At 48.0% G+C, this 19,824-nt stretch carries 15 protein-coding genes; 1 reads left to right on the top strand and 14 read right to left on the bottom strand.

From position 1 onward, the window contains the following. Positions 1 to 5 precede the first annotated feature (5 nt). Genes AC6B99_RS23405 through AC6B99_RS23395 form a run of 3 tightly spaced genes read right to left on the bottom strand, consistent with a single transcriptional unit; the run spans position 6 to position 3,385 of the window. Positions 6 to 908 (bottom strand): type II secretion system F family protein, encoded by a 903-nt coding sequence (locus tag AC6B99_RS23405; RefSeq protein ID WP_496664358.1) that lies wholly within the window; start codon positions 906 to 908, stop codon positions 6 to 8. Then, complete coding sequence (locus AC6B99_RS23400) at positions 841 to 2,223, bottom strand: TadA family conjugal transfer-associated ATPase (protein ID WP_496664357.1); 1,383 nt, start codon at positions 2,221 to 2,223, stop codon at positions 841 to 843. Before AC6B99_RS23400 ends, AC6B99_RS23405 begins: the two co-directional genes overlap by 68 nt. After that, on the bottom strand, positions 2,210 to 3,385 hold the full coding sequence (locus AC6B99_RS23395; protein WP_496664356.1) for a P-loop NTPase family protein: 1,176 nt from the start codon (positions 3,383 to 3,385) through the stop codon (positions 2,210 to 2,212). Before AC6B99_RS23395 ends, AC6B99_RS23400 begins: the two co-directional genes overlap by 14 nt. 512 nt (positions 3,386 to 3,897) lie before the next feature. On the opposite strand from AC6B99_RS23395, the gene AC6B99_RS23390 reads away from it, so the two are divergent. Further along, positions 3,898 to 6,378 carry a right-handed parallel beta-helix repeat-containing protein gene (locus AC6B99_RS23390; protein ID WP_494863108.1) on the top strand — a complete coding sequence of 827 codons (2,481 nt, stop codon included), beginning with the start codon at positions 3,898 to 3,900 and terminating at the stop codon, positions 6,376 to 6,378. Positions 6,379 to 6,509: 131 nt separating this feature from the next. Here the strand turns inward: AC6B99_RS23390 and AC6B99_RS23385 are convergent, their stop codons facing one another. The 11 genes from AC6B99_RS23385 to AC6B99_RS23335 all read right to left on the bottom strand — a co-directional run bounded on the left by AC6B99_RS23385 (position 6,510) and on the right by AC6B99_RS23335 (position 19,813). Beyond that, positions 6,510 to 8,180 carry a hypothetical protein gene (locus AC6B99_RS23385; protein ID WP_056041325.1) on the bottom strand — a complete coding sequence of 557 codons (1,671 nt, stop codon included), beginning with the start codon at positions 8,178 to 8,180 and terminating at the stop codon, positions 6,510 to 6,512. Between the two features lie 292 nt (positions 8,181 to 8,472). Beyond that, positions 8,473 to 10,320 (bottom strand): ATP-binding cassette domain-containing protein, encoded by a 1,848-nt coding sequence (locus AC6B99_RS23380; protein ID WP_494863111.1) that lies wholly within the window; start codon positions 10,318 to 10,320, stop codon positions 8,473 to 8,475. Then, positions 10,317 to 11,513, bottom strand: coding sequence for a nucleotidyltransferase domain-containing protein (locus AC6B99_RS23375; protein WP_496664355.1), 1,197 nt, complete (start codon positions 11,511 to 11,513; stop codon positions 10,317 to 10,319). Before AC6B99_RS23375 ends, AC6B99_RS23380 begins: the two co-directional genes overlap by 4 nt. After that, positions 11,497 to 11,982 (bottom strand): lasso peptide biosynthesis B2 protein, encoded by a 486-nt coding sequence (locus tag AC6B99_RS23370; protein ID WP_496664397.1) that lies wholly within the window; start codon positions 11,980 to 11,982, stop codon positions 11,497 to 11,499. Before AC6B99_RS23370 ends, AC6B99_RS23375 begins: the two co-directional genes overlap by 17 nt. A 27-nt stretch (positions 11,983 to 12,009) precedes the next feature. After that, entirely contained in the window at positions 12,010 to 12,351 is a 342-nt protein-coding gene (locus tag AC6B99_RS23365; protein ID WP_496664354.1) for a lasso peptide biosynthesis PqqD family chaperone, read from the bottom strand. Then, positions 12,344 to 13,294, bottom strand: coding sequence for an aldolase (locus tag AC6B99_RS23360; RefSeq protein WP_496664353.1), 951 nt, complete (start codon positions 13,292 to 13,294; stop codon positions 12,344 to 12,346). The genes AC6B99_RS23365 and AC6B99_RS23360 overlap by 8 nt, the downstream gene beginning before the upstream one ends. A gap of 223 nt (positions 13,295 to 13,517) precedes the next feature. Beyond that, positions 13,518 to 13,682, bottom strand: a complete 165-nt coding sequence (locus tag AC6B99_RS23355; RefSeq protein ID WP_155973484.1) for a paeninodin family lasso peptide — start codon at positions 13,680 to 13,682, stop codon at positions 13,518 to 13,520. A 2-nt stretch (positions 13,683 to 13,684) separates the two neighbouring features. Continuing rightward, positions 13,685 to 15,640, bottom strand: coding sequence for an asparagine synthase-related protein (locus AC6B99_RS23350; RefSeq protein ID WP_496664352.1), 1,956 nt, complete (start codon positions 15,638 to 15,640; stop codon positions 13,685 to 13,687). Between the two features lie 114 nt (positions 15,641 to 15,754). Continuing rightward, the gene (locus AC6B99_RS23345; protein ID WP_056041312.1) at positions 15,755 to 17,092 is read right to left on the bottom strand and encodes a UDP-glucose dehydrogenase family protein; all 1,338 of its coding nucleotides are present in this window, start codon (positions 17,090 to 17,092) and stop codon (positions 15,755 to 15,757) included. 127 nt (positions 17,093 to 17,219) lie between these two features. Next, positions 17,220 to 18,410 carry a hypothetical protein gene (locus tag AC6B99_RS23340; protein WP_496664351.1) on the bottom strand — a complete coding sequence of 397 codons (1,191 nt, stop codon included), beginning with the start codon at positions 18,408 to 18,410 and terminating at the stop codon, positions 17,220 to 17,222. Between the two features lie 2 nt (positions 18,411 to 18,412). Next, entirely contained in the window at positions 18,413 to 19,813 is a 1,401-nt protein-coding gene (locus AC6B99_RS23335; RefSeq protein ID WP_056041308.1) for a sugar phosphate nucleotidyltransferase, read from the bottom strand. Positions 19,814 to 19,824 lie beyond the last annotated feature (11 nt).

Here is a 19,824-nt window from a genome sequence, read left to right as displayed (position 1 = left end):
CGCTCCTATACTCGAATGCTCATTATTTTATGGATAGACCAAAAGCATACTAACAATGCACCAAGGCCAATCGTCAGCAGCAGATAGCCCATGCCTCCATATAGAGGCGCCATATAATCTGGAGCCATTAGGTTCAGAAACCCAAGAAATATAAAGGGAATCGCCATCATAATGCGTGCCTCAAAGCGTTTTTGTGCCAGCAGCACCATAATATCCTGCTGGATTTCCAGCTTTTCACCAATTGTCTGCGCCGTACGCTTCATCACCTCTACCAAATCGCCACCCGAACGCTTGCAGGCAGCAAATACATCAACGAATTGAACGATATCCTCTACATGGGAGCGGACCGCTAAACTCCGCAGTGCCTGTTCCAGCGGCTCCGCATGCTCAAGACGATGCTTCACGATTTGAAACTCCAGCAGCAGCTCAGTTCTTGGGTCAGGATATAGCAGCTTTAAATCATCCAGCGTCGCAATAAAGGCATTTTCCACCGATCTTCCTGCTGCAAGACAGGATGTCAGAGAATAAAGCGCCTCCTTGAATTGCAGCTTCAGCCTCTCCTTGCGACGCAAAATTAATGAAGCTTTGTAATAACGTGGTGTGCATAACCCCAATCCGGCTGCGATGAGACAAACCAGAAGGGAATGGTACACCGTATACAGAGCTGTAAAAACAGCTGCATAACCGATAATCGCTGCCACTGCGAACTCGCGATAAGACAGCACATACCTATCATAATTTGTTAAATATCCGGTCTTGGCTGGCTGCCTGCTCGCATTACTCCCGTTCCCTTCCTCACCTTTGCCGCTTTCGAGCTCAAGACCGCACCAGAAAAGCACTCTAGTAAGCAGCGATTGCCCGACCTTCCCTGTATTCTTGGCTTTCTCCGCTTTCTCCGCTTTCTCCACTTTCTCGGCTTTCTTGGCTTTCTTGGCTTTCTTGGTTTTCTTGGTTTTCTCGTCTTTCCCGGCATTCCCCGGTATCTCCATAACGGTCCCCCTCCAGTGTTAGACCTGCCATTTGCAGCTTGTCCCGGTGAAGGAGTGAATGGACGGTACGCTTTAAAGCTCCTAGCACCTTGCCGTCTTTCTCGCCCTCCTCTTCAAAACGGAACAAGGGGCGAATCTCGATTTCCCCGCCATCTATGCCGGCAATTTCAGCTATTTCCGTTACACGGCGCGTACGGTCGCGAAACCGCGATAGATGGATGACAATATCCAGGGCAGAAACGATTTGCTGCCGAATGACCTGAACGGGCAAATCGGCTGCCCCAAGCGCCATCGTCTCGAGCCTTGCCATCATGTCTCGAGCACTGTTGCTGTGACCTGTTGACATGCTGCCTGAATGCCCGGTATTCATCGCTTGCAGCATATCGAGCGTTTCCGCTCCCCTTACCTCGCCAACGATGATTCGATTCGGACGCATCCGCAGCGATGCGCGAATGAGATCACGAACCGTAATTTCACCTTTGCCCTCGGTGTTGGCATTGCGCGTCTCCAGCGATACCAGATTGGCAACGCTGCGAATTTGCAGCTCAGCAGAATCTTCAATCGTTACAACTCGCTCATCAGCAGGAATGAACTGCGACAACGCATTCAGAAAGGTCGTCTTGCCCGTCCCCGTCCCTCCGCTAATAAAAATATTGTATTGCGCTGCGGTCAGCTGCTGCAGGAAGCTTGCTGCTTCTGTGGTTAAAGCTCCCGCCGCAACAAGCAGCTCCATTGTCATCGGGCGCTCAGGGAATTTGCGAATCGTCATTGCTGGCCCGCGCAAAGCTACAGGCGGCAGTACAACGTGGACACGAGAGCCATCCTTGAGACGGGCATCCACGATGGGAGAAGACTCGTTTACTACACGATTGACTCCTGCAACGACAGCCTGAATTAAGTCCTCCAGCCGCTCCTTGCTTTCAAAGGCAGCTGGCAGCTGCGTCATCGTTCCGCTTCGTTCAATAAAAATTTCGCCGTGATGATTGATCATAATTTCAGTAACTGACGGATCATCCATCAGCGGCTGCAATATGTCCAAGCCTCGAAAGGAATGAAACAGCCTGCGTACCAACTGGACCTTCTCCGCCGCCGTAAGCGGATGTCCGCTATTGCAATAGTCAAATACCGTCTGCTCCACGCTTCGCGTCAGCTCTGCATCCGTTACAGCACCGCTGAAATCAAGCTGCGACCTAATCTGGTTTCTTAATGCTAGCACCAACTCATCGGTTAGCAATCCGGATACCTCCCTCGCTTACCAATTGCTGAAACAACCGCTCCACGGCAGCTTTATACAATGGCGATGCAGCAACTGCCGCCGGCGATGGACGCCCTTCGGCAGCTTCGGGCAGCGCTGCGGCAATCGAACGGCTACCATTTCGCAGCTTAATCGTAAACATATCTGGAGGCCTCCCCTCTGCTTCATCACCTCCGGCTGGTACAATACGGCGGTTAACAACAAGTCGGATACGGCGGCTAAGCGACTGAAAATCTTCTTTCCACCTGCGTTCTGCGTAGCTAAACGCCAGCTCTGTCTTCCGCTGAATGGATGGGTCATCGGTAACCAGCCACAAAACCAAGCTGCTTTCCCTCCAAATCGACAGCTCGATCTCCCCCATCCCATCCTGCAAATCGATCAAAATGAGATCATATTGCCTTGAAGCTCGCAGCAGCTCCACCATCGCCGCTGCATCCGCTGGCAGCAAGCTGTAACGATCCTCCTCATTATCGCAGGGCAAAATAAAATCGGCTTTCAGCGCCGAGTGGCGCTTGCGATGCTGCGCAAGCCACGCTCCAGCCTTATCTGGCTCAGCCTTCAGATGATAAAGCAGCTGTGACATGCCTTCTCCCTCGGGGAGCACGAACTGGTCTCCCGCTCCCAGCCACACCTCAAGGGCGCTCCAGCGCTCCAGCGTCAAATAAAAGACGCGGCAGCCATGCTTGGCAGCTGTATTCGCCAGCTTGAGCGCAAGTGCAGTCTTGCCAACTCCCCCAGATGCCGAGCCGATAGCGATAACTGACGCGCCGCCCTCACTGCTTGCACGAACTGCACTCGACCGGACTGCGCCATGCAGAGCCACCAAGCTCTGCAATAGCTCCGGGAGCGGCTGATATTGCAGCAGCTCCGCATCATACTGGGCATATTGCCCCTTGGCAGCTACGAATGCCGCCACTGGCACACCAGCAGGCAGGTGTGGAGATGCAGCAGCCAGCATGGCAGGCTGGGCCGCAATCAAATCAACGGCATAACCTCCCTTGAGAAACTGGATGAGAGAGGCTGGATTCGTAAAAGCTGTAAGCTGCCACTGCTCGCCGAAGGGACTATCCCTCACATATTCTGCAAGCCTTCTTGCATATTCCAGCTCACTTACTGCAACAGCTAATTGATAACGCACCATTCACCCTCCTTCCGAAGCAATGCTACAACCCGCAATCTGAGCTCAGACAACGCAAAAAAGCACCGTAAAGGCGCAGTTTACCTGCGATCCTTTACGGTGCTTCCGTAGTCATCCGATTTAAGATTGAGAAAAATTTATCACGTTTAAGTATGTACTGTCAACTGCTTTTTTCCACTGACTGATTCATATGTAAAATAAAATTACCATGCATCCTAAACAGGAGAATGAGTGATGCCTGACAAACATGAAGGTCTATTGTTCTCAGTCACTATCATCCTGATTACAAAAACAGCTACCTAGTTCCTTTATAGTTATTAAACTTATAATATGCTAAGATTTACTTGTATTTATTTTTTTCATAAAATAGAAATATAATACTTAATTTAATTTGCAGATGAGCCTTACTTTTCCTAGGTAATCACCTCATCCTTTAATCCAACCTTGCATTCGTGAACTTGCCTAGGCTGCTTGACAATGTCATTCCCATTATGAGTAAGGAGACAAATTAGCCTATGACATCTAATCACCTGAATTTTTCTGATTGTATTGGAACAGATACTTTAAATCTAAGCGAAATGAATAACAATTTTGCATTAATCGACAGCGAGTTTGCTCAGCGTGGAATAAATTTATTATGGAAAGGAGCAGATCCTACCGGGGCTACTGACAGTTCTGCTGCTCTGCTAAATGCCATTGCAGAAAACTCGGATACCATTTTCATCCCCAAAGGCGTTTATGCTCTCCACACAAACCTCACAGTCCCTACTGCAAAAAGACTTGTTTTTGATCAAAATGCCAGATTCCGACCTAATCGAAATATAACGCTAACCATTGATGGGATTGTAACCGCTAATGCCTTTGACTGGATTTTCGATTTAACAAATTCGGGTAAAATCGCTGGTTCCTTAAAAGTTGATAACATTTACCCACAATGGTTTGGTGCAAAAGCAGATAATATCACCAATGATTATTTAGCTATCCAACATGCAGAGGATTTAGCCAGTATCGGCAGTGCTACAGTTATTTTTTCAGGAACTTTCGCTATCAGTGCATCTATTGTCAAGAAGTCTAACTCCCATTGGTTTGGCTATAAATCAAAAATAAGAAGAATCGATAATGCAAATCCTAGCGGTTCTTCATTCAGCCTCGTATACGCTCCAGAGAATACAAAGTCATGGTCCATCAGAGGAATTGAGTTTGAAGCCATTGATTTAGGCACTAAACTGGCTAAAGGAATTACTTCCGGATTTGCTCCTTCAAGAAACAACTCCTGCATTGATGCCTATCGCAGCTACGATTGGGCCATTAAAGACTGTGTTTTCCGCAAGTTCTCACAAGCCATTCTTTATCGAGGTTGCAGCAATTTCTCTATTGTAGGCAACTCTTTCTTTTCTGATACTGGGAAAACACTTGCGTCCATGTTAGATGGAACATACCAACCTTATAACGATTATGGTTACACAGGAGCCATTATATTTGGACATTTGGGTAACCAACCCGATCCGCAAAAATCCAAAAATTTTATTATATCCAATAATTACATAGAAGCGATGGGTCTTGATATAGGCATTGACGCCCTTGCGCAAACTTATGATGAGAACCCTTGCATCATTTCAAATAATATTATTATAGGCGCGCAATGCTCTATTCAAGCATATCGTGGCAGTTACGATGATCTTGGATATGCGGAAACCTTTCGAGGCAATATTCAAATTGACTCTAATCGCCTCTATGTTGCATGGGAACAAGGGATATACATTAGACAAACGAATGGAATTGTTGTATCTAATAACCATATTGAATGCGCAGGACTGGCTCTTGCTGGCGCCAGCAACCCTGGAGGCTCGTCAGTTGGGGCCATCGTGACAAGAATAAATCCGTTTAGACTACCCAAACATTCTGCGCTTCCATCGGATCAGATAGGCATAGATATTATCAATAATCGCATTGTTAATCCTGGGAGAAATAACACAGCCATTGATGCGGCTATTCATGTGAAAATTCCCAATTGTCGGATCATTAATAATGATATTATTCGAGAAAAAGTAAACTTCCCCACGCTTGCTCAAGGCGCAGCCATCATAGTTGATAGCAGCGAATGGTTACTGAGTGCAGAAATTAGAGGCAATCGCATCGATTATTTTCAAACGGGGATTCAGTGGGCAGGCAGCCCGAGAGAGCATAGCGAGGTAGAACAATCAATAATCGAAGGAAATACTTTTAAAAATTGCGGAACCTATGGCATCCTTCTGGACACCTTTCGTGTAAATGGTACATTAATAAAATCAAATCAGTTTCACAATTGTACTCTTGCTATTGCTATGCGTAATACGCCTTATTCAACAATAGAAGACAATTATTTTAACCAGTGCATTAAAGGAATCCAACTTAGACCGGGGAATCTGGCAAGCGACTACGTCAAATTAAAAAGTGGAAACACTTATACCGGCATCGATAATGGACTTAAAGGAGGTGGGACACTTATAATCCGCAACAATGATTTTGTTGATGTTAAAGAAACTCATTCAGTAAGTCCTGATGGCGACACCTCCTTCCACGGACGCTGTGCCGTATGGGAAGGGGACCGTATTAATAATCGCCCAAAGCTTGCCAATTTATTCAATTCAGCTACTCCAGATGCCGCAAACACGGCTCGTGTGTGGAATCAGCATGATCGTGTTCAGAATAAAACCATTGTTAGCGGTCAAGTGTATGAGAAAATTTGCATTCAGGGTGGCATGTATGGAAGCCCACCTACAACACCAATCACTTGTACCGTTTCTGATAACTCAGCTGTAGCTACAAATGTTTCAAGTGTAATGAATATTGGCAGAGGCCAATATTTAATGGTTGGGACAAGTGTTAAATACGTCCTTGCCGTAAACTATTTAATAAACCAGGTTACTTTTGACAGCATTTTCACTTCTAATGCTATAGATGTTCCGATTTCTCTTAGCCCTCCTCAATTTGCGAATCTAATTGTATGTCCATAGCTTTCTCAAACTGCAGCTAGATAAACATAGTTAAAAACAATTACACCGTAAAAGACCATATTTACTTATGGCCTTTTACGGTTTTTGATGTCAGTAGATAAAAACTAAATTAGTATTTATCAAACCTACAGTTATCCGATATATTCAATTAAACATAGGGCAGACGGATTCGACTGTTTAACACTATTGCTTGATGAAATGATAATTTTGCATTTCTCATCGGTATCACATACGAAAAAAAGCTCGGCCGTAACATTAAAACCAAGTTTATGACGAGCTACATCTGCTACTGCTAATATAGTTGGATTGGCTTCCGCGGTTTTAAGTGTGAATGTGGCAGGGGTATCTTCCGTTACAGCGTTGGCAGGGGAATAGAGCCTTACTTGCGTAATAATAGAATTAATAGGCAATATAATTTCTAAATTTTGATTCCCCAAATAAGGAAATCTCCCGTTAGGTCCCTTTACAGATACAATCTTCTTTTGTACAATTCCAACATTTGCTCTCTCATATCCGAGCGTACACTCCCATATATTTTTAGGGCTGTCATTTAAACCACGACAATTTCTAAATTTAATTTGGGGTTGCCCTCCAAGATTCCCAAGCGAATTCGTATTTACATACGAAATAAAATCCTTCGGTCTAGTATGCTTGGCAATCTGGCAATTCTCATAAATGATATTATGAGGGAATGCCCATGAATTACCCGTGTAATAATATTGATGTTGCCCCATAAGCGTACAGCCATCAAATTTAATAATGGGCATTTTCACATTAGTTGATTTAAATAAGGCGGTAACCCACTGATGGCTCCCATCATTGTATTGCTGAGAATCACAATCGCAGCTTATGAATGAAACAGCACCATCAGCCCATTCACATTCAATTAGCTTCGCTAAACCATATTTTGTTTCAAATCTAGCCCCTATACATAAAAATCTCTGTACACCGCTTACATGTGAAGTTCCAAGCAATTTAAAAAAAGTAGTGTTACCAGCATTACTATCCGTGTTTATGAAGCTTCCCCCCCAGATATTGATATTTCCACCTTTTTCGAAATGCAGAAAATCTCCTCTAGAAGCCTCATATTGACAAGCAAAAAAATTATAATTTAGGAATTGGTCATTTGCTGTTGTACTTTCCGAAAATATCGTTTTATTCCATTTCCCATAAAAACCACAGTGAAACCACGTAAATTCACTATTTGTATTTAACCCTTCTAGCTTCCAACCATAATTAAAATTAATAAAATCGCATTTATCAAACGTATAGTTTTGAGCCCCGCCTTTTGAATACGAATACATAAAATTGGTTTGTTTTTCGTAATCACCGACAAATGTAATCCCTTCAAAATGAATGTGCAGCCATTTGTCATTATTGTAAAACAAATATCCGTTCGTACCTGAATTTGGTTTAAATAAAATCCTTGTAATTCCTCTTCCAGAGCCTCGGAAAGCTAAGCCACGAGCCCTCTTTATATTGGAATTCCCCAAAATTTTCGGATTACTGCTTGAAACGACATAGGTGCCAGCAGGCAAATCAATAACCGTATTTCCCTGTGGATTCGTTATTTCACTTACATTATTTGTAATGCGAGATTGAATGAAAGCTTCAAGATCAATAAATGCCTGATTCGAATTGGTCAATCCGGTATTATCAGCACTAAACCATTCTATATTGGAACCACGACTTTCAAATTCCTTATCAATTTTCTGAAAATTATTTTGTATTTCAATAATTTTCAAGCTTTCATCTCCAGCATTAACGCTCATTTTGAGATTATCTGTTTCATTAGATGCCACATGCCTCTCCTCCTATTGACTATAAATTTTTACTTCCTCTCTTTATCTAAATAGAGTATTATTTAAAAATTCATTTCATTAACCTGTTTACAGATGATTAAGAACTTCAATCAATGGAGGATAAAAGCTTTGATACAAGTAAAATATTCTTCTTGGCTCCATTGTGTGTTTAAGCTTTTGCAATGAGTATACATTCCTGCTTTAGTACATAAATAATCTCTATAAACTAAAAAAAAGCAAGAGAGTACAGGCAATTCCGCCGCACTCTCTTGCTTTTTTACTATCCCGGTGCTTATCCCGGCCCGCCCGCCTGAAACTCCAGCAGCTTGCTGAACGTCCCCTTGGACTCGCGATAAAGCTGATTATAGCCGCCTTGCTGGATGATCCTACCCTCTTCCAAAACGATAACCTGATCGGCGTCACGAATCGTAGACAAACGATGAGCAATGACAATAATCGTTAGTTTGCCCTTCAGCTGCTCAAGCGCCTGCTGAATTTTTAGCTCATTTTCGCTGTCGAGCGAACTGGTCGCCTCATCCAATACAAGGATCGATGGCTGCCTGAGCATCGCCCGCGCCAATACGATGCGCTGCCGTTCACCGCCAGACAGCCGTACCCCGCGATCGCCCACGATCGTGTCCAGTCCCCGCGGCAGCGCGCGAACGAAGGCATCAGACGCCGAAAAAGCGAGCGCCTCCCACAATTGCTCCTCCGTTGCCTCTGGCAATACGAGCTTTAAATTTTCACGAATGCTGGCATTAAAAAGAAACGGGTCCTGCGAGACATAGCTGACCGCACTGCGGTAAGCAAAGCGATTGCTGTCGTCCAGCGGGGCACCGTCAAGCAGCACCGCTCCGTGCTGGGGTACGATCAGCCCGATCAACGTATCGATTAGCGTGCTTTTTCCCGCCCCAGACTTGCCGACAATTGCCGTCATGCTGTTCGCCGGGATACGCAAATTAATATGCTTCAGCGCATACGTCTCATCCTGCTCCCGATAGCGATAATACACATCTTGGCAGACCAGCTCATGCGCAAGCTTCAGCACAGCAGGCTCTGTCCGCTCTGCGCGCTCTGTCCGCTCATCTGTTCGTTCTGTCCGCGCAGCAGACTGATTCAGCTGCATCTCCTCGGCAACGCCACATTCCTTCATCAAGTCATTCAAGCTCTTGAACGCCGGGAGCGTCAGCACAATTTGCTCCATAGAGGTTTGAATAAGCGTCAGCTTCGGCCACAGCCTTGTAAAAATCAGCACAATTAATGTGAGCTGGGCTACCCCAACCTGCAGAACCTGCACCGATAAAAATACGCAGCCCGCAATCATCAATGCTGAGATACTTTTAAATATGAGCTGGCTATTGGATTGCAGCTTCACAAACTGCACATTATTGTGCTCCATTTGCTGCGTCAGCTTGCTGAACCAGGACAGATGGCTTTCCTCCAGCCGATTGCTTTTGATCTCCTTAATGCCATTGAAATGATCCGTTATGCCCGCCACATAGCTCTGTGACAGCTCTGTCAGCCGGGTACCAAGCGACCTTGCCCCTCGCGTATACTTACGTGAGAACAAGCTAAGCAGGCCGCCGCAAACTAAAATAAGCAGCGTTAACTGATACGACAAATAAAACGCCAGCCCGATTTGCACAAGGGTAAAAATCCCCGTCGTAACTAAACGCAGCGAGAGCTGCATGCCCTGATTAACCCGGGAAAGCTCGGAAGACAAAATATGATTGAAGTCCGACTTGCGCTTGCCGAGAAAAAAAGCCCAGTTCGATTGCAGCAGCGCCTGATAAATATCCATCCGCAATTTCGTTACAAAGCTTTGAAGCAGGGCAAAGCCCTGATTCGTCTGCTGTCTTTGCAGCAGGCCCTGCCCGACGTTTATGCCAATGAAGAGAGCCAGTACAGCGACAAGCAGTAGCTCCTGAGGCAGCTCGCCAAGCCAGTGGCTGACTTGCGGTACGACTGGCAGGTTTACGCTTTGAACATTAATTAAACCGATGATGCCCAGCAGCGGTATTAAGACGAGCAGCCCTACGCCCTCAAGCGAACTCACAATCATGATGCCCAGCATGTTCAGGTACAGCTTTTTCCCTGCAAACTGATGCAGCTTCTTCATATATAGCAAAATTGGTTTCATATGCTCACCCTTTTGCGAGGCTGCTTGAGCCTTCGATAAAAATACAGAAACGGCCGCAGCGGAAAATAAAGAAAATGCAGTCCCTTAGGCAAAGGCAACGTCTGTGCATCCCAGGCACTCGGATATAGCTTGCCAATGAAGTGGGTCAGCTTCTCCCGGCTTGTCAGCAGCATATACGTATAACGCTTATAAAGCAGCGCCATCTTTTTCTCCTCTGGAATCGGGCTGATCGTAACGGTCTCCTGAATAAATGGAAAAATGCAGCGGACGAGCCTATGCGCAAGCGGGCTGTCGACCAACGGCAGCAGCTCTTGGGGAAGCTTCACCCCAAGCAGCTCCCGCACCAAAATAAGCGCCTGCCCTACGGCCGCCGCCCCTCCGTTTCTACGCGTTTCCTCCATCAGCGATTCGCCGCCGTCCTCGCAGGCAGAAGCAAGCTGGGCAATATCATGCAGCCAGCGCAGCCGGAACCAGCCATGTCTGGCCCCATGGCTGACGAGATAATGAAACAGATGCTCCGGCCCCAAATAGGGGATCGGACTCCCCGTCTGCTCATAGATTCTGCGCTGCGCCCAAAGCTTCTCGAAGGATATTTCCTTCACCGCATCGGGGCTTAGTCGCCAGTGCAGCTCAATTTGCGTATGATTGGCCGTATGTTCAAAGCAGCTATGATGCGTTTTCCACTTTAAATCATTAAACAAGCGCGGCGCTGGGTCCCGATCATAATAACCAAGCTCTTCAAGCACCGCCTCGGCCCGGTCAACATCCTCTATGGGTACTAAAATATCCAAGTCCTTGCTCGTGCGCTGGGAAATATCGCCGTACAGCTCATGAGCAATAACGGGCCCTTTCAATTGCAAGGAGCGGATGCCGTGCTCTGCCAAAGCCGCTACAACTCGCTGCATCTCGGCGCTGAGCCTCAGCATCATCAGCGTATTGGCGTAATAATCCTGCTGGAGCGTCTGCAGCACCGAATTCGGCAGCACCGGCTTCGCAAGCTGCTTCAGCTTTAAATAGAGGCTTGGATATACGCGATGATGTCGTGCCAAGTCGATAATCTTCTCTCCATTCAGCCTGCTGCCAGCCCAGCGGCGGCCAATGACTTCCGAATCGGCATTCGGCTGCAAGCACTCAAGAATAAATTGCAATTCAAGCGGAAGGTTAGCCACTTCCCATTCATACGTTTTGTCCATAGCGATGCTCCTTCTCCCGCTTAATCTGATTACCAAACAAGCCAACGACGGTGAAACGTCCCATTTCCTCCACGCCCGTTATGTAGTAGGGGCCGCTGCGAAGCCAAGCATGGGCAATTAGTTTGCCTGATGCGTCCTTGGCTGTGCCCAAATAGAGCGTGCTCGCTATTTTTCTGCGTTTCAGCAGCTTCATCGCGGCGATTCCCTTAACGAGACATTCGCTTTCCCACCAAGTATAGCGGCTCATCTGCCGTATCGCTTTCGCCACCTCACCGAGCATCTGCTCATGCTCCACAACCCGCTCATAGGGCGTCTCCTTCATCGGAACACCTAGCGTAGGGGCAACTTTAGCGAAAGGAATCAGTTTGAGAAAGCGCGCCCAGGCAAGCAGCATATAGGCTTCGAACAGAAGCAGCTTGCTGCGAAGCGGAAGCGCGATGAAATGGCTCCATTTTTTAAGCAAAACGATCGAACCGCCCTTTCCTTGAACTATTCGCTAGCCTGCCGTATCCCCTGCTCCGCCACCCTGTGCGCCTGCATATGAGACAGGCTCAAGCAGCCCTTCCGCGTACAGGTCCTGTAAAAAGTCCGCCACCTGCTGGTCGCATGCCGCTGGCTCCACTTCATACTCTTTGAGCAATTGGGCAACAATGTCGCGGCGTGTCACGGGTGACGCCGTCCGCTCCCAAATGATGCCGCCCAGCTTGCCCATGTTATAATATTTGCCCGAAGACAGGCTTAACAGCACTTTATCGCCATCCATATCAGTAGCCAAATGACCTTCTGTCCGCTGGATAACCTGTTCAGGCTGCAGAAGCGGTCTAGCTTGTTTAGACATTTGCCTCACGTCCTTTCTGAGTCACTGCCAGTATTAAATCAACCATTTCATAAGCGGAAAATGCCCCTTCTGCGGGACGCTGCAATTGATAAGCCTGCACGGTTGCTGCAAGCCGAACAGTGGCAGAAAAATGCCAATTTTGAAGCTTTAAAGGTGCGATTAGAAAATGTCGGAAGGTGTGGTTCAGCAATACAGGCAGCTTTGCTAGCGAATGCAGCTGTGATAGCGATACCGCATTTGCTTCTGTGCGCGAAAGCTCAAATACGGCGGCGAGTGGAAGTGGATAGGATAGGAAGCTGGCAGATAACGGAACAGCGAATTTAGATACGGAATAGGCCAGCGGCTTGTAAAGCTGACTCGTTCTTCCGAGCTGCTCGACGCTTTGCTGCCACAGCTTTTGCTGCGGATAGGAGGGCATGACAATAGACGCGCCATTTGTGCCAGCCTCCGGTTCCTTTAAGGCAATTACATCATCACTAAGCAAGGGATAGCCACGGTCTATAAAAGCTGCGGCCAGCGTCGACTTTCCTGCCCCAGAGTCTCCAACGAAGGCATAGGCCTTGCCGTCTATGGCTATGGCGCTCCCATGCAGCGGAAGCTGCTTTCTTTGCAGGAGCAGAGCCCCTATGCATGTTCCAAGCAGGTAAAGCCGGAGCCTTCCCTCATCCATGTTTTCGCATGGCGCCACAATAATCCGTTTGCCCTCTTGAATGCAGAAGCTTGCGACCTCGTGAATATAAAAAAATAATTTTGCGCCGTGAACAGCGTAATGATCCTGCGTTTGATCCAAAATCGGCCACGTAAATTCTGGCTTGGCTAGCTCTATTTCAACATCTGCAAACGCTTCCGAATTTACCGACGCAAGCAGCTCAGGAAGCTCGATTTCACTCCTGATGCGGAGGCCGAAAGCGTCGTAGATTGCTTTTTTCCCCGTTAATATCATCGCGTTCACCCTTATATGAATAAAATCGCGTTGCTTCAAGCCATCAATCAAAAACAAGGTGAAACGGCTGTCGCCATCCTTTGGCCACAAAAGCAATCGTTTCGCGGTGAAACCTATACTTTCCTATTTTTGAACAAAATCAACAAAGTCCTTGTACAAGGATTTCCTGCTGTATAAGGACCTTGTTGATCACTTTTACTGCATAAGTATAATGGATTTATTTCTAGGAAAAGGAAGTGCCTGGATCGACAGGGAACGGAGTTGGGTCATCAGTGACGTCAAAGTCCCCCGCTTTTACAAAATCAATGTAACGTGTACCTACGCCAGCCATCGTCTCGCTCACTTGCAGCGTTTCGAGAACCGGAGCTTGCCATTGTTGTTTTTCCATGTTTATTCACCTCCTTTCAAATGAAACTGCTGCACAAATCGGCAGGCCACCAAGCAATGCAATAAATAACGGCTGTTTAAATCAACCGCGTATTCCGGCTTTGGTGCTAAGCCCACCTGTTCCAACGAAGCCTTCATCTGTTCTACATTGAAAAACTGCGCAAGATACGGGTCCTCGCAATTGTGACGCAGCTCCTCTACAAATGCAGACCAAACCGGCGTCATTCGGTGAACCCAATCTGCCGCTTGAATGCCTCGCACCCGCTGGTTTAGCCGAATTTGATCGGGCAAATAGCTCGCCGTAGACTCGCGGATTAAAGCACGGTCGTAGCCATCATGAACGTATTGCTCAATCGGAACAGACAAGCAAAACTTCACAACCCGCGGATCGCTGGTCGGGTCCCGTTCCCATAGCGCGTAATTGAGCGATAGCTTCGTGCGCTGCGTACCGCTCATATTGGTCATCGCCATATCCTGAAAAGGCCCCGGCTGCGCTTTAAGCGCATCCTTTTCAAAAACGCTGCCGGCTCCTGCCTGCCGCTCCTTCAATCTGGCAAAGACGTTCATCCGCTTGGCAAAAGCCGGATTGATCATGAGCGGCATCTCCTGCTCCCCATGATCCTGGTCCTGAGGAAACAGCTTCGGATAGGCGTTTTTCCCAACATAATACATTATCCGTTTGCGCCCGACTGCCTTGCGCTTGCCGAACATCGTCACTTCCCGGTACAGCCGCAGCCATTGCAGCCGCTTGAGAAGCAAGGAATAATAATCGATGGCAGGGCCCCACGAGATCGAATGGTTCCCCATTGCTCCCGTGAGCAAAATGCCCATTCCCTGCTGATGCGACTGCTCGTAAACCCCTTTAATCCAAAATGAATTTTCTACAAATTTAAAGGGAATCTCCAGCATTTCCAGCCATTCATCCGCTTCCGACAATGGACTGCGGCCCTGCATATCCAAATATTGATCGGCAATATTGCCGACAAACCCTACGGTTTCCTGGATAAAGGGACGTTCGTCTGCCATATGCCGCCTGGACGTCCAATCCTGAAAGTCCGGCTCTGGCACATAACTGAAGGTATGCAGCTGCTTTTGCTGCGCCTGCAACGATTTTGCCGCGAAGCTGACGACCGAGCCCGAATCGAGGCCGCCGCTAAGCGTTGCGCCTACCTTCCGAAACGTCCTCATCCGGGCATTGACCGCTTCCTGAAAAACCTCCTGGAAAGCCTCCGTATACTCCTCACGCCGCTTCAGCCGCAGCTGCTCTGGGGGCTCGATCTTGCTGTGCTGCCAAAAATCGAGCTGTCCGTCCATTATGCGAAAAGCATGACCCGGCGGCACCTGGCGAATATGCTCATAGGGCGTTGCGAACAGGTCGCTCGACTCATGAACTATAGCAACCGCCAAATAATCGGCCAGCCAGCTTTCATTCAGCTTTTTCTCCACATGATGGGCAGCAAGCAAGGGAGCAATAGTGGTGCAAAAGGAGCTTTGCTGAGCATCAGAGTGGATATACAGCGTACGGCTGCCGAACAGATCGGTCGCACCGAACAGCTCAGATTTGCGCTGATCCCAAATGATGAAGGCATAGTCGCCAATTAAATAACGCGGCGCTTCCTCTCCCCATTTGGCATAGGCCAGCATAATCAGCTCGCTATCCGGCATGCTGGTTCGCCGCTCGCGGTCGATGAGCAGCTGCTCCCACAGATATGGACGATTATCGATCATGGCATCAGCCGTAATCGTTAGTCCCAGCTCAGCTGCGTGAAAGGGCTGCGGCTGTCCGACCGATTCAGGCGTAATCCACTGGGCATGGCAGCCTAGGAAAACGCGGCCGTCATGCCAAGTATCGACGGCATCCGCTGGATATTTTTTCAAGGCTTGCATTAGGCGCAACCCCGCTTCTACGGAAACGGGAGCTTTGGAATCCTTCTGATAAATAGCGGCGATTGCGCTCATGCGGTACCTCTCTTCTTTTTGATACTAACTGTATTTATTATAGCATATAAAGATACATTTTGTATCATTTTTATTAAAATAATTGTGCGTTTTTTTCCTATGCTTCACCATTTTTCACAGCGACAATAATGGTTTTTGTTCTTTTACTCCATGGTTCATATTGGGACGGCCCACCGAATAATAAATGAGCTGCGTATTGGCTAGTTCATGCTCACTATAAATGTTGCGCCCATCAATGAGATTAGGCGTTCTCAGCCAGGATTGAATACTTAGCGGTTTAATATCTTGGAATTCCTTCCATTCAGTCAAAATGCATAGAGCATCCGCCTGAATGGCCGCTTCCTCTGCTTCTGCGCAATATACGACGCCCGATTCGCCAAATTGCTGGCGAAAATTAGCCGTCGCTATCGGATCGTAGGCTTTGACATTTGCACCCCGCTTTACCAGCGCATCAATAATTTCAAAGGCTGGAGCATCGCGCACATCATCCGTTTCCGGCTTGAATGCCAAGCCCCAAATCGCAATGGTGCGGCCCGCCAAATCGCCAAGCGAAGCCTCCAGCTTGCGTATGACGTTAAAGCGCTGGTCACGATTCACATCTACGACCGATTTAAGCAGCTTGAAGTCATAATCCATCTGTCCGGCAATTTGAATAAGCGCCTGCGTATCCTTAGGGAAACAGGAACCCCCGTAGCCTATTCCGGCTTTCAAGAATGAAGAACCAATTCGCTGATCATAACCCATTCCTTCCGCTACCTCGGTCACATCTGCGCCTACCTTCTCGCAAATGTTGGCAATTTCATTAATGAAGGAAATTTTGGCAGCGAGGAAAGCGTTGGAGGCATATTTAATCATTTCGGCGCTGCGAATATCGGTGCTCATAATGTGCTCGGTGAGCGGCCTATGCAGCTCTGTTAAATACTTGCGTGCCGTCTCCCCTGATGTGCCAATGACAATCCGGTCGGGGTGAAGCGTATCTTGAACCGCCGTGCCTTCCCGGAGAAATTCAGGGACGGAAGCGACCTCGAACGGAAAAGCCGTCTGGCTGGCTATAATCGTCTGAATATGCTCATTCGTGCCGACTGGCACTGTGCTTTTGGTCGCAATAATTTTAAAGCCATTCATCGCCAGGCCGATTTCGCGGGCAGCCTGCTCAATGTAGTTCAAATTCGCTTTGCCGCTTGGGAGCGATGGCGTCCCTACCGCAATAATAATAATATCGGATTTCCTCACCGCTTCTGGCAAATCCGTAGTAAATTGCAAGCGTCCCTCCGATTTATTGCTCGCTATGAGCTCTTTCAAGCCCGGCTCATAAATCGGCACCTCCCCTTTATTCAACAAGGCAACCTTCTCCTTCAGGTGGTCAACGCAGATGACATCGTTGCCCAGTTCCGAGAAGCATACGCCCGATACCAGCCCCACATAACCCGTTCCAATTACAGCAAGCTTCATGCTGCCCACTCCTCTCTATATGCAGCCTAGACGCTTGATCGCAGACTGCTGTTTTATATCCTTTGGTACTAAGGAGCTTCCGTTTGCATCCTTACTTATACAAAGCCTTTATAACCAACTCTAAATGCTAAACCAAGGTGAGGTAGGTACGAATGGCATTCGTTTCATCGGCAATCTGCTCAATCCATTGAACAATCTGGTATTTACGCCGCTCATTCATGGCGATTGAAGCGCCACGGCTCCATCCTTCCATTGTTAGCTGCGAGAAACTTTGCTGTAGGTTAAGCACTATTAGAGCCTCCCAAGTAACCAGCATATGCGGATGCTTGCCCTGCAATGCTAGAATCGTATTCCGATCCTCCGTCATGGATGTCCTGACCAGCACAATCAAAGGCTTCCCGAGCGTGACCGCCTCTCCGACTACACCCCAGCCTGGCTTCGAAATGATGAGATCCGCCGCCGCCGCGTAATTTTGCGATTCGGTGTAGCCTTGCGGAATTTGGACAATATTCGGCCCACTCACCCGCATATTTTCCGATACGATAAATACACAGGAGTGATCGTTCCACAGAGAAAGCGAGTCTAGCGCTTCTGTCTCTATTCCCATGCCTAGGGCAAAATAAACGATCGTTTTGCTGCCGTCCGGATTCAACTCCCGCACGATCCGCTGCACCTCAGCAGCTTGCGGCGTTCGGCAATAAAAGCCTGTCGCCAGCTCGCTTCCCGCTGCCCATTTCCGTTCCTCCGTGCCCGATCCCGCTAGCGGAATAAAATAGTCCAGCTGTTCATAAGCCTGGCGCAGTGGAGCCAGCTGCTCCTGCTCCATAAAAGCCGAATATGCAGTATGCCAGGTGAAGTTGGATATGCCCACCGATTTCACTCCCGCAAGCGCGGCTGCGGCAATCGGAATCGGAGAAATATCCGAAATGACCATATCCAGCCGCTCACTCATCATAAAATCAGCTTCCCGCCTTACCTCAGCTGAAAATGCCGCCATATATGGCTCGTAACCGAGCCTAAACCTTTCTTGATCGGGCTCAACCGAGCCTGTTCCTCCGCCAAGCACATAGCCAAGATCGGATGAACAGCTGCGGAACTCTAGCCGTTCCGGGCTATATTCAGCGCTGTATTCTGCTAATGAAGCCTGAATAAAGGGAAGCGTTTTGCCCGAGCAGATTATTAGCCGATAACGCCGCGGCGAATAAAGCAGCAGCGTTCGAATAAGCGCAATGCTGCGCGTTGCATGGCCATAGCCATAATCTGAAATATAGTACCCAAGCGTTGTTAAACGGCCGTTCGTGCCGCGAGCGCCAAGCATGGTTATACCTTAATGCAATGCTCGGACACTTCGTCCCAGGTATGATAAATTTCCACAACCTGATTGCGCTCCTCGGCCATGCCGCTTTGCACGACAATAATTTCAAGCTCCGTTAAAGCACGAATGCTGTGAAGCATCTTCATCGGAATATGCAGCACATTTCCAGCTCCGACGCGCATAAAATTGCCATTTTGAATAAACTCCCCACTGCCTTTGACGATGGTCCATACTTCCTCGCGCGCCGAATGCAGGCGATAGCTGAGGTTTTTGCCGAGCTGAATGCCTACGCGCTTCGTGGATACGCAGCGGCCATCCTCATAAGTGCGGTCATCAAGCACTCTGATCCAGCCCCATTGGCGCTCGATATACATCGGCCCCTGGTCGGAGCTGATAAAATCTTTAATGCGCGGACTCGCGCTTTTATCCGTCACCAATATTCCATCGGGACTCACCGCGACTACGACATTTGACAAGCCGAGAATGGAAACGGGGATATCGATTTCATTAATAAGATGCGTGTTAATGCAATCCTCGCTGATGATGCCTCTGCCTATTTGCTTGTTCTGCATTTCTTCGGTCAGCGTATTCCACGTGCCAAGGTCTTTCCAGTAGCCCTCATAAGGCAGAACGACAATGCTCGACGCCTTCTCGACTACTTCATAATCAAAGCTGATTTTCGGCAGCAGCTGGTATTGCTTCGCAAGCTCCTCATATTGAATTGGCAGCCCTCTGCTCGCCAGCAGCTCAATCACATAACCCAGCTTGAAGGCAAAAACGCCGCAATTCCAGAAGGCATTTTCTGCAATAAGCCGCTCGGCGATTTCCTCCGTCGGTTTTTCCCGAAAGTGGCTGACCGCAACATATTCACTGTCAGTCTTGCTTGCCATTACCGTACCCGCCACTGCTGAACTCGCCTTTTCCGGTATAATATAGCCGTATTTGGACGACGGATACGTTGGTTTCACGCCAATGAGCGCAATCTCGGCATCGGAGCGGTTCAGAACCTCCTCCAGTTGCTTTACCGCTTCAAAAAAATGGCTTTCCACATAGGGATCAACGGGCAAAATCGCCACTGCCTCATCCAGCCCTACTCCCGCATGGGAATATAAATAGGTGGCGGCAAGCGATATGGCCGCGAACGTATCCCGCCGATCCGGCTCGATAATGAGCGGAACGTCCAGTGAAATTTGGGTCTGCATCATTTCGATCTGGGCCTGGCTCGTCGCAATATAGCTGGAATCGCCCAAGCCATTTTCATTAATTTGGCCCCATACACGCTGCACCATGGAAACCATTTCCTGGTTTTCATTTTCCAGCACCTTCAGAAATTGCTTCGATCTCGCATCATTCGATAACGGCCATAGACGCTTGCCTGAACCTCCGGACAATAATACCAGCTTCATCATGGATTCCT

The sequence above is a fragment of the Paenibacillus liaoningensis genome, assembly GCF_059609455.1.
This window is presented reverse-complemented; position numbering and strand designations above follow the sequence as displayed.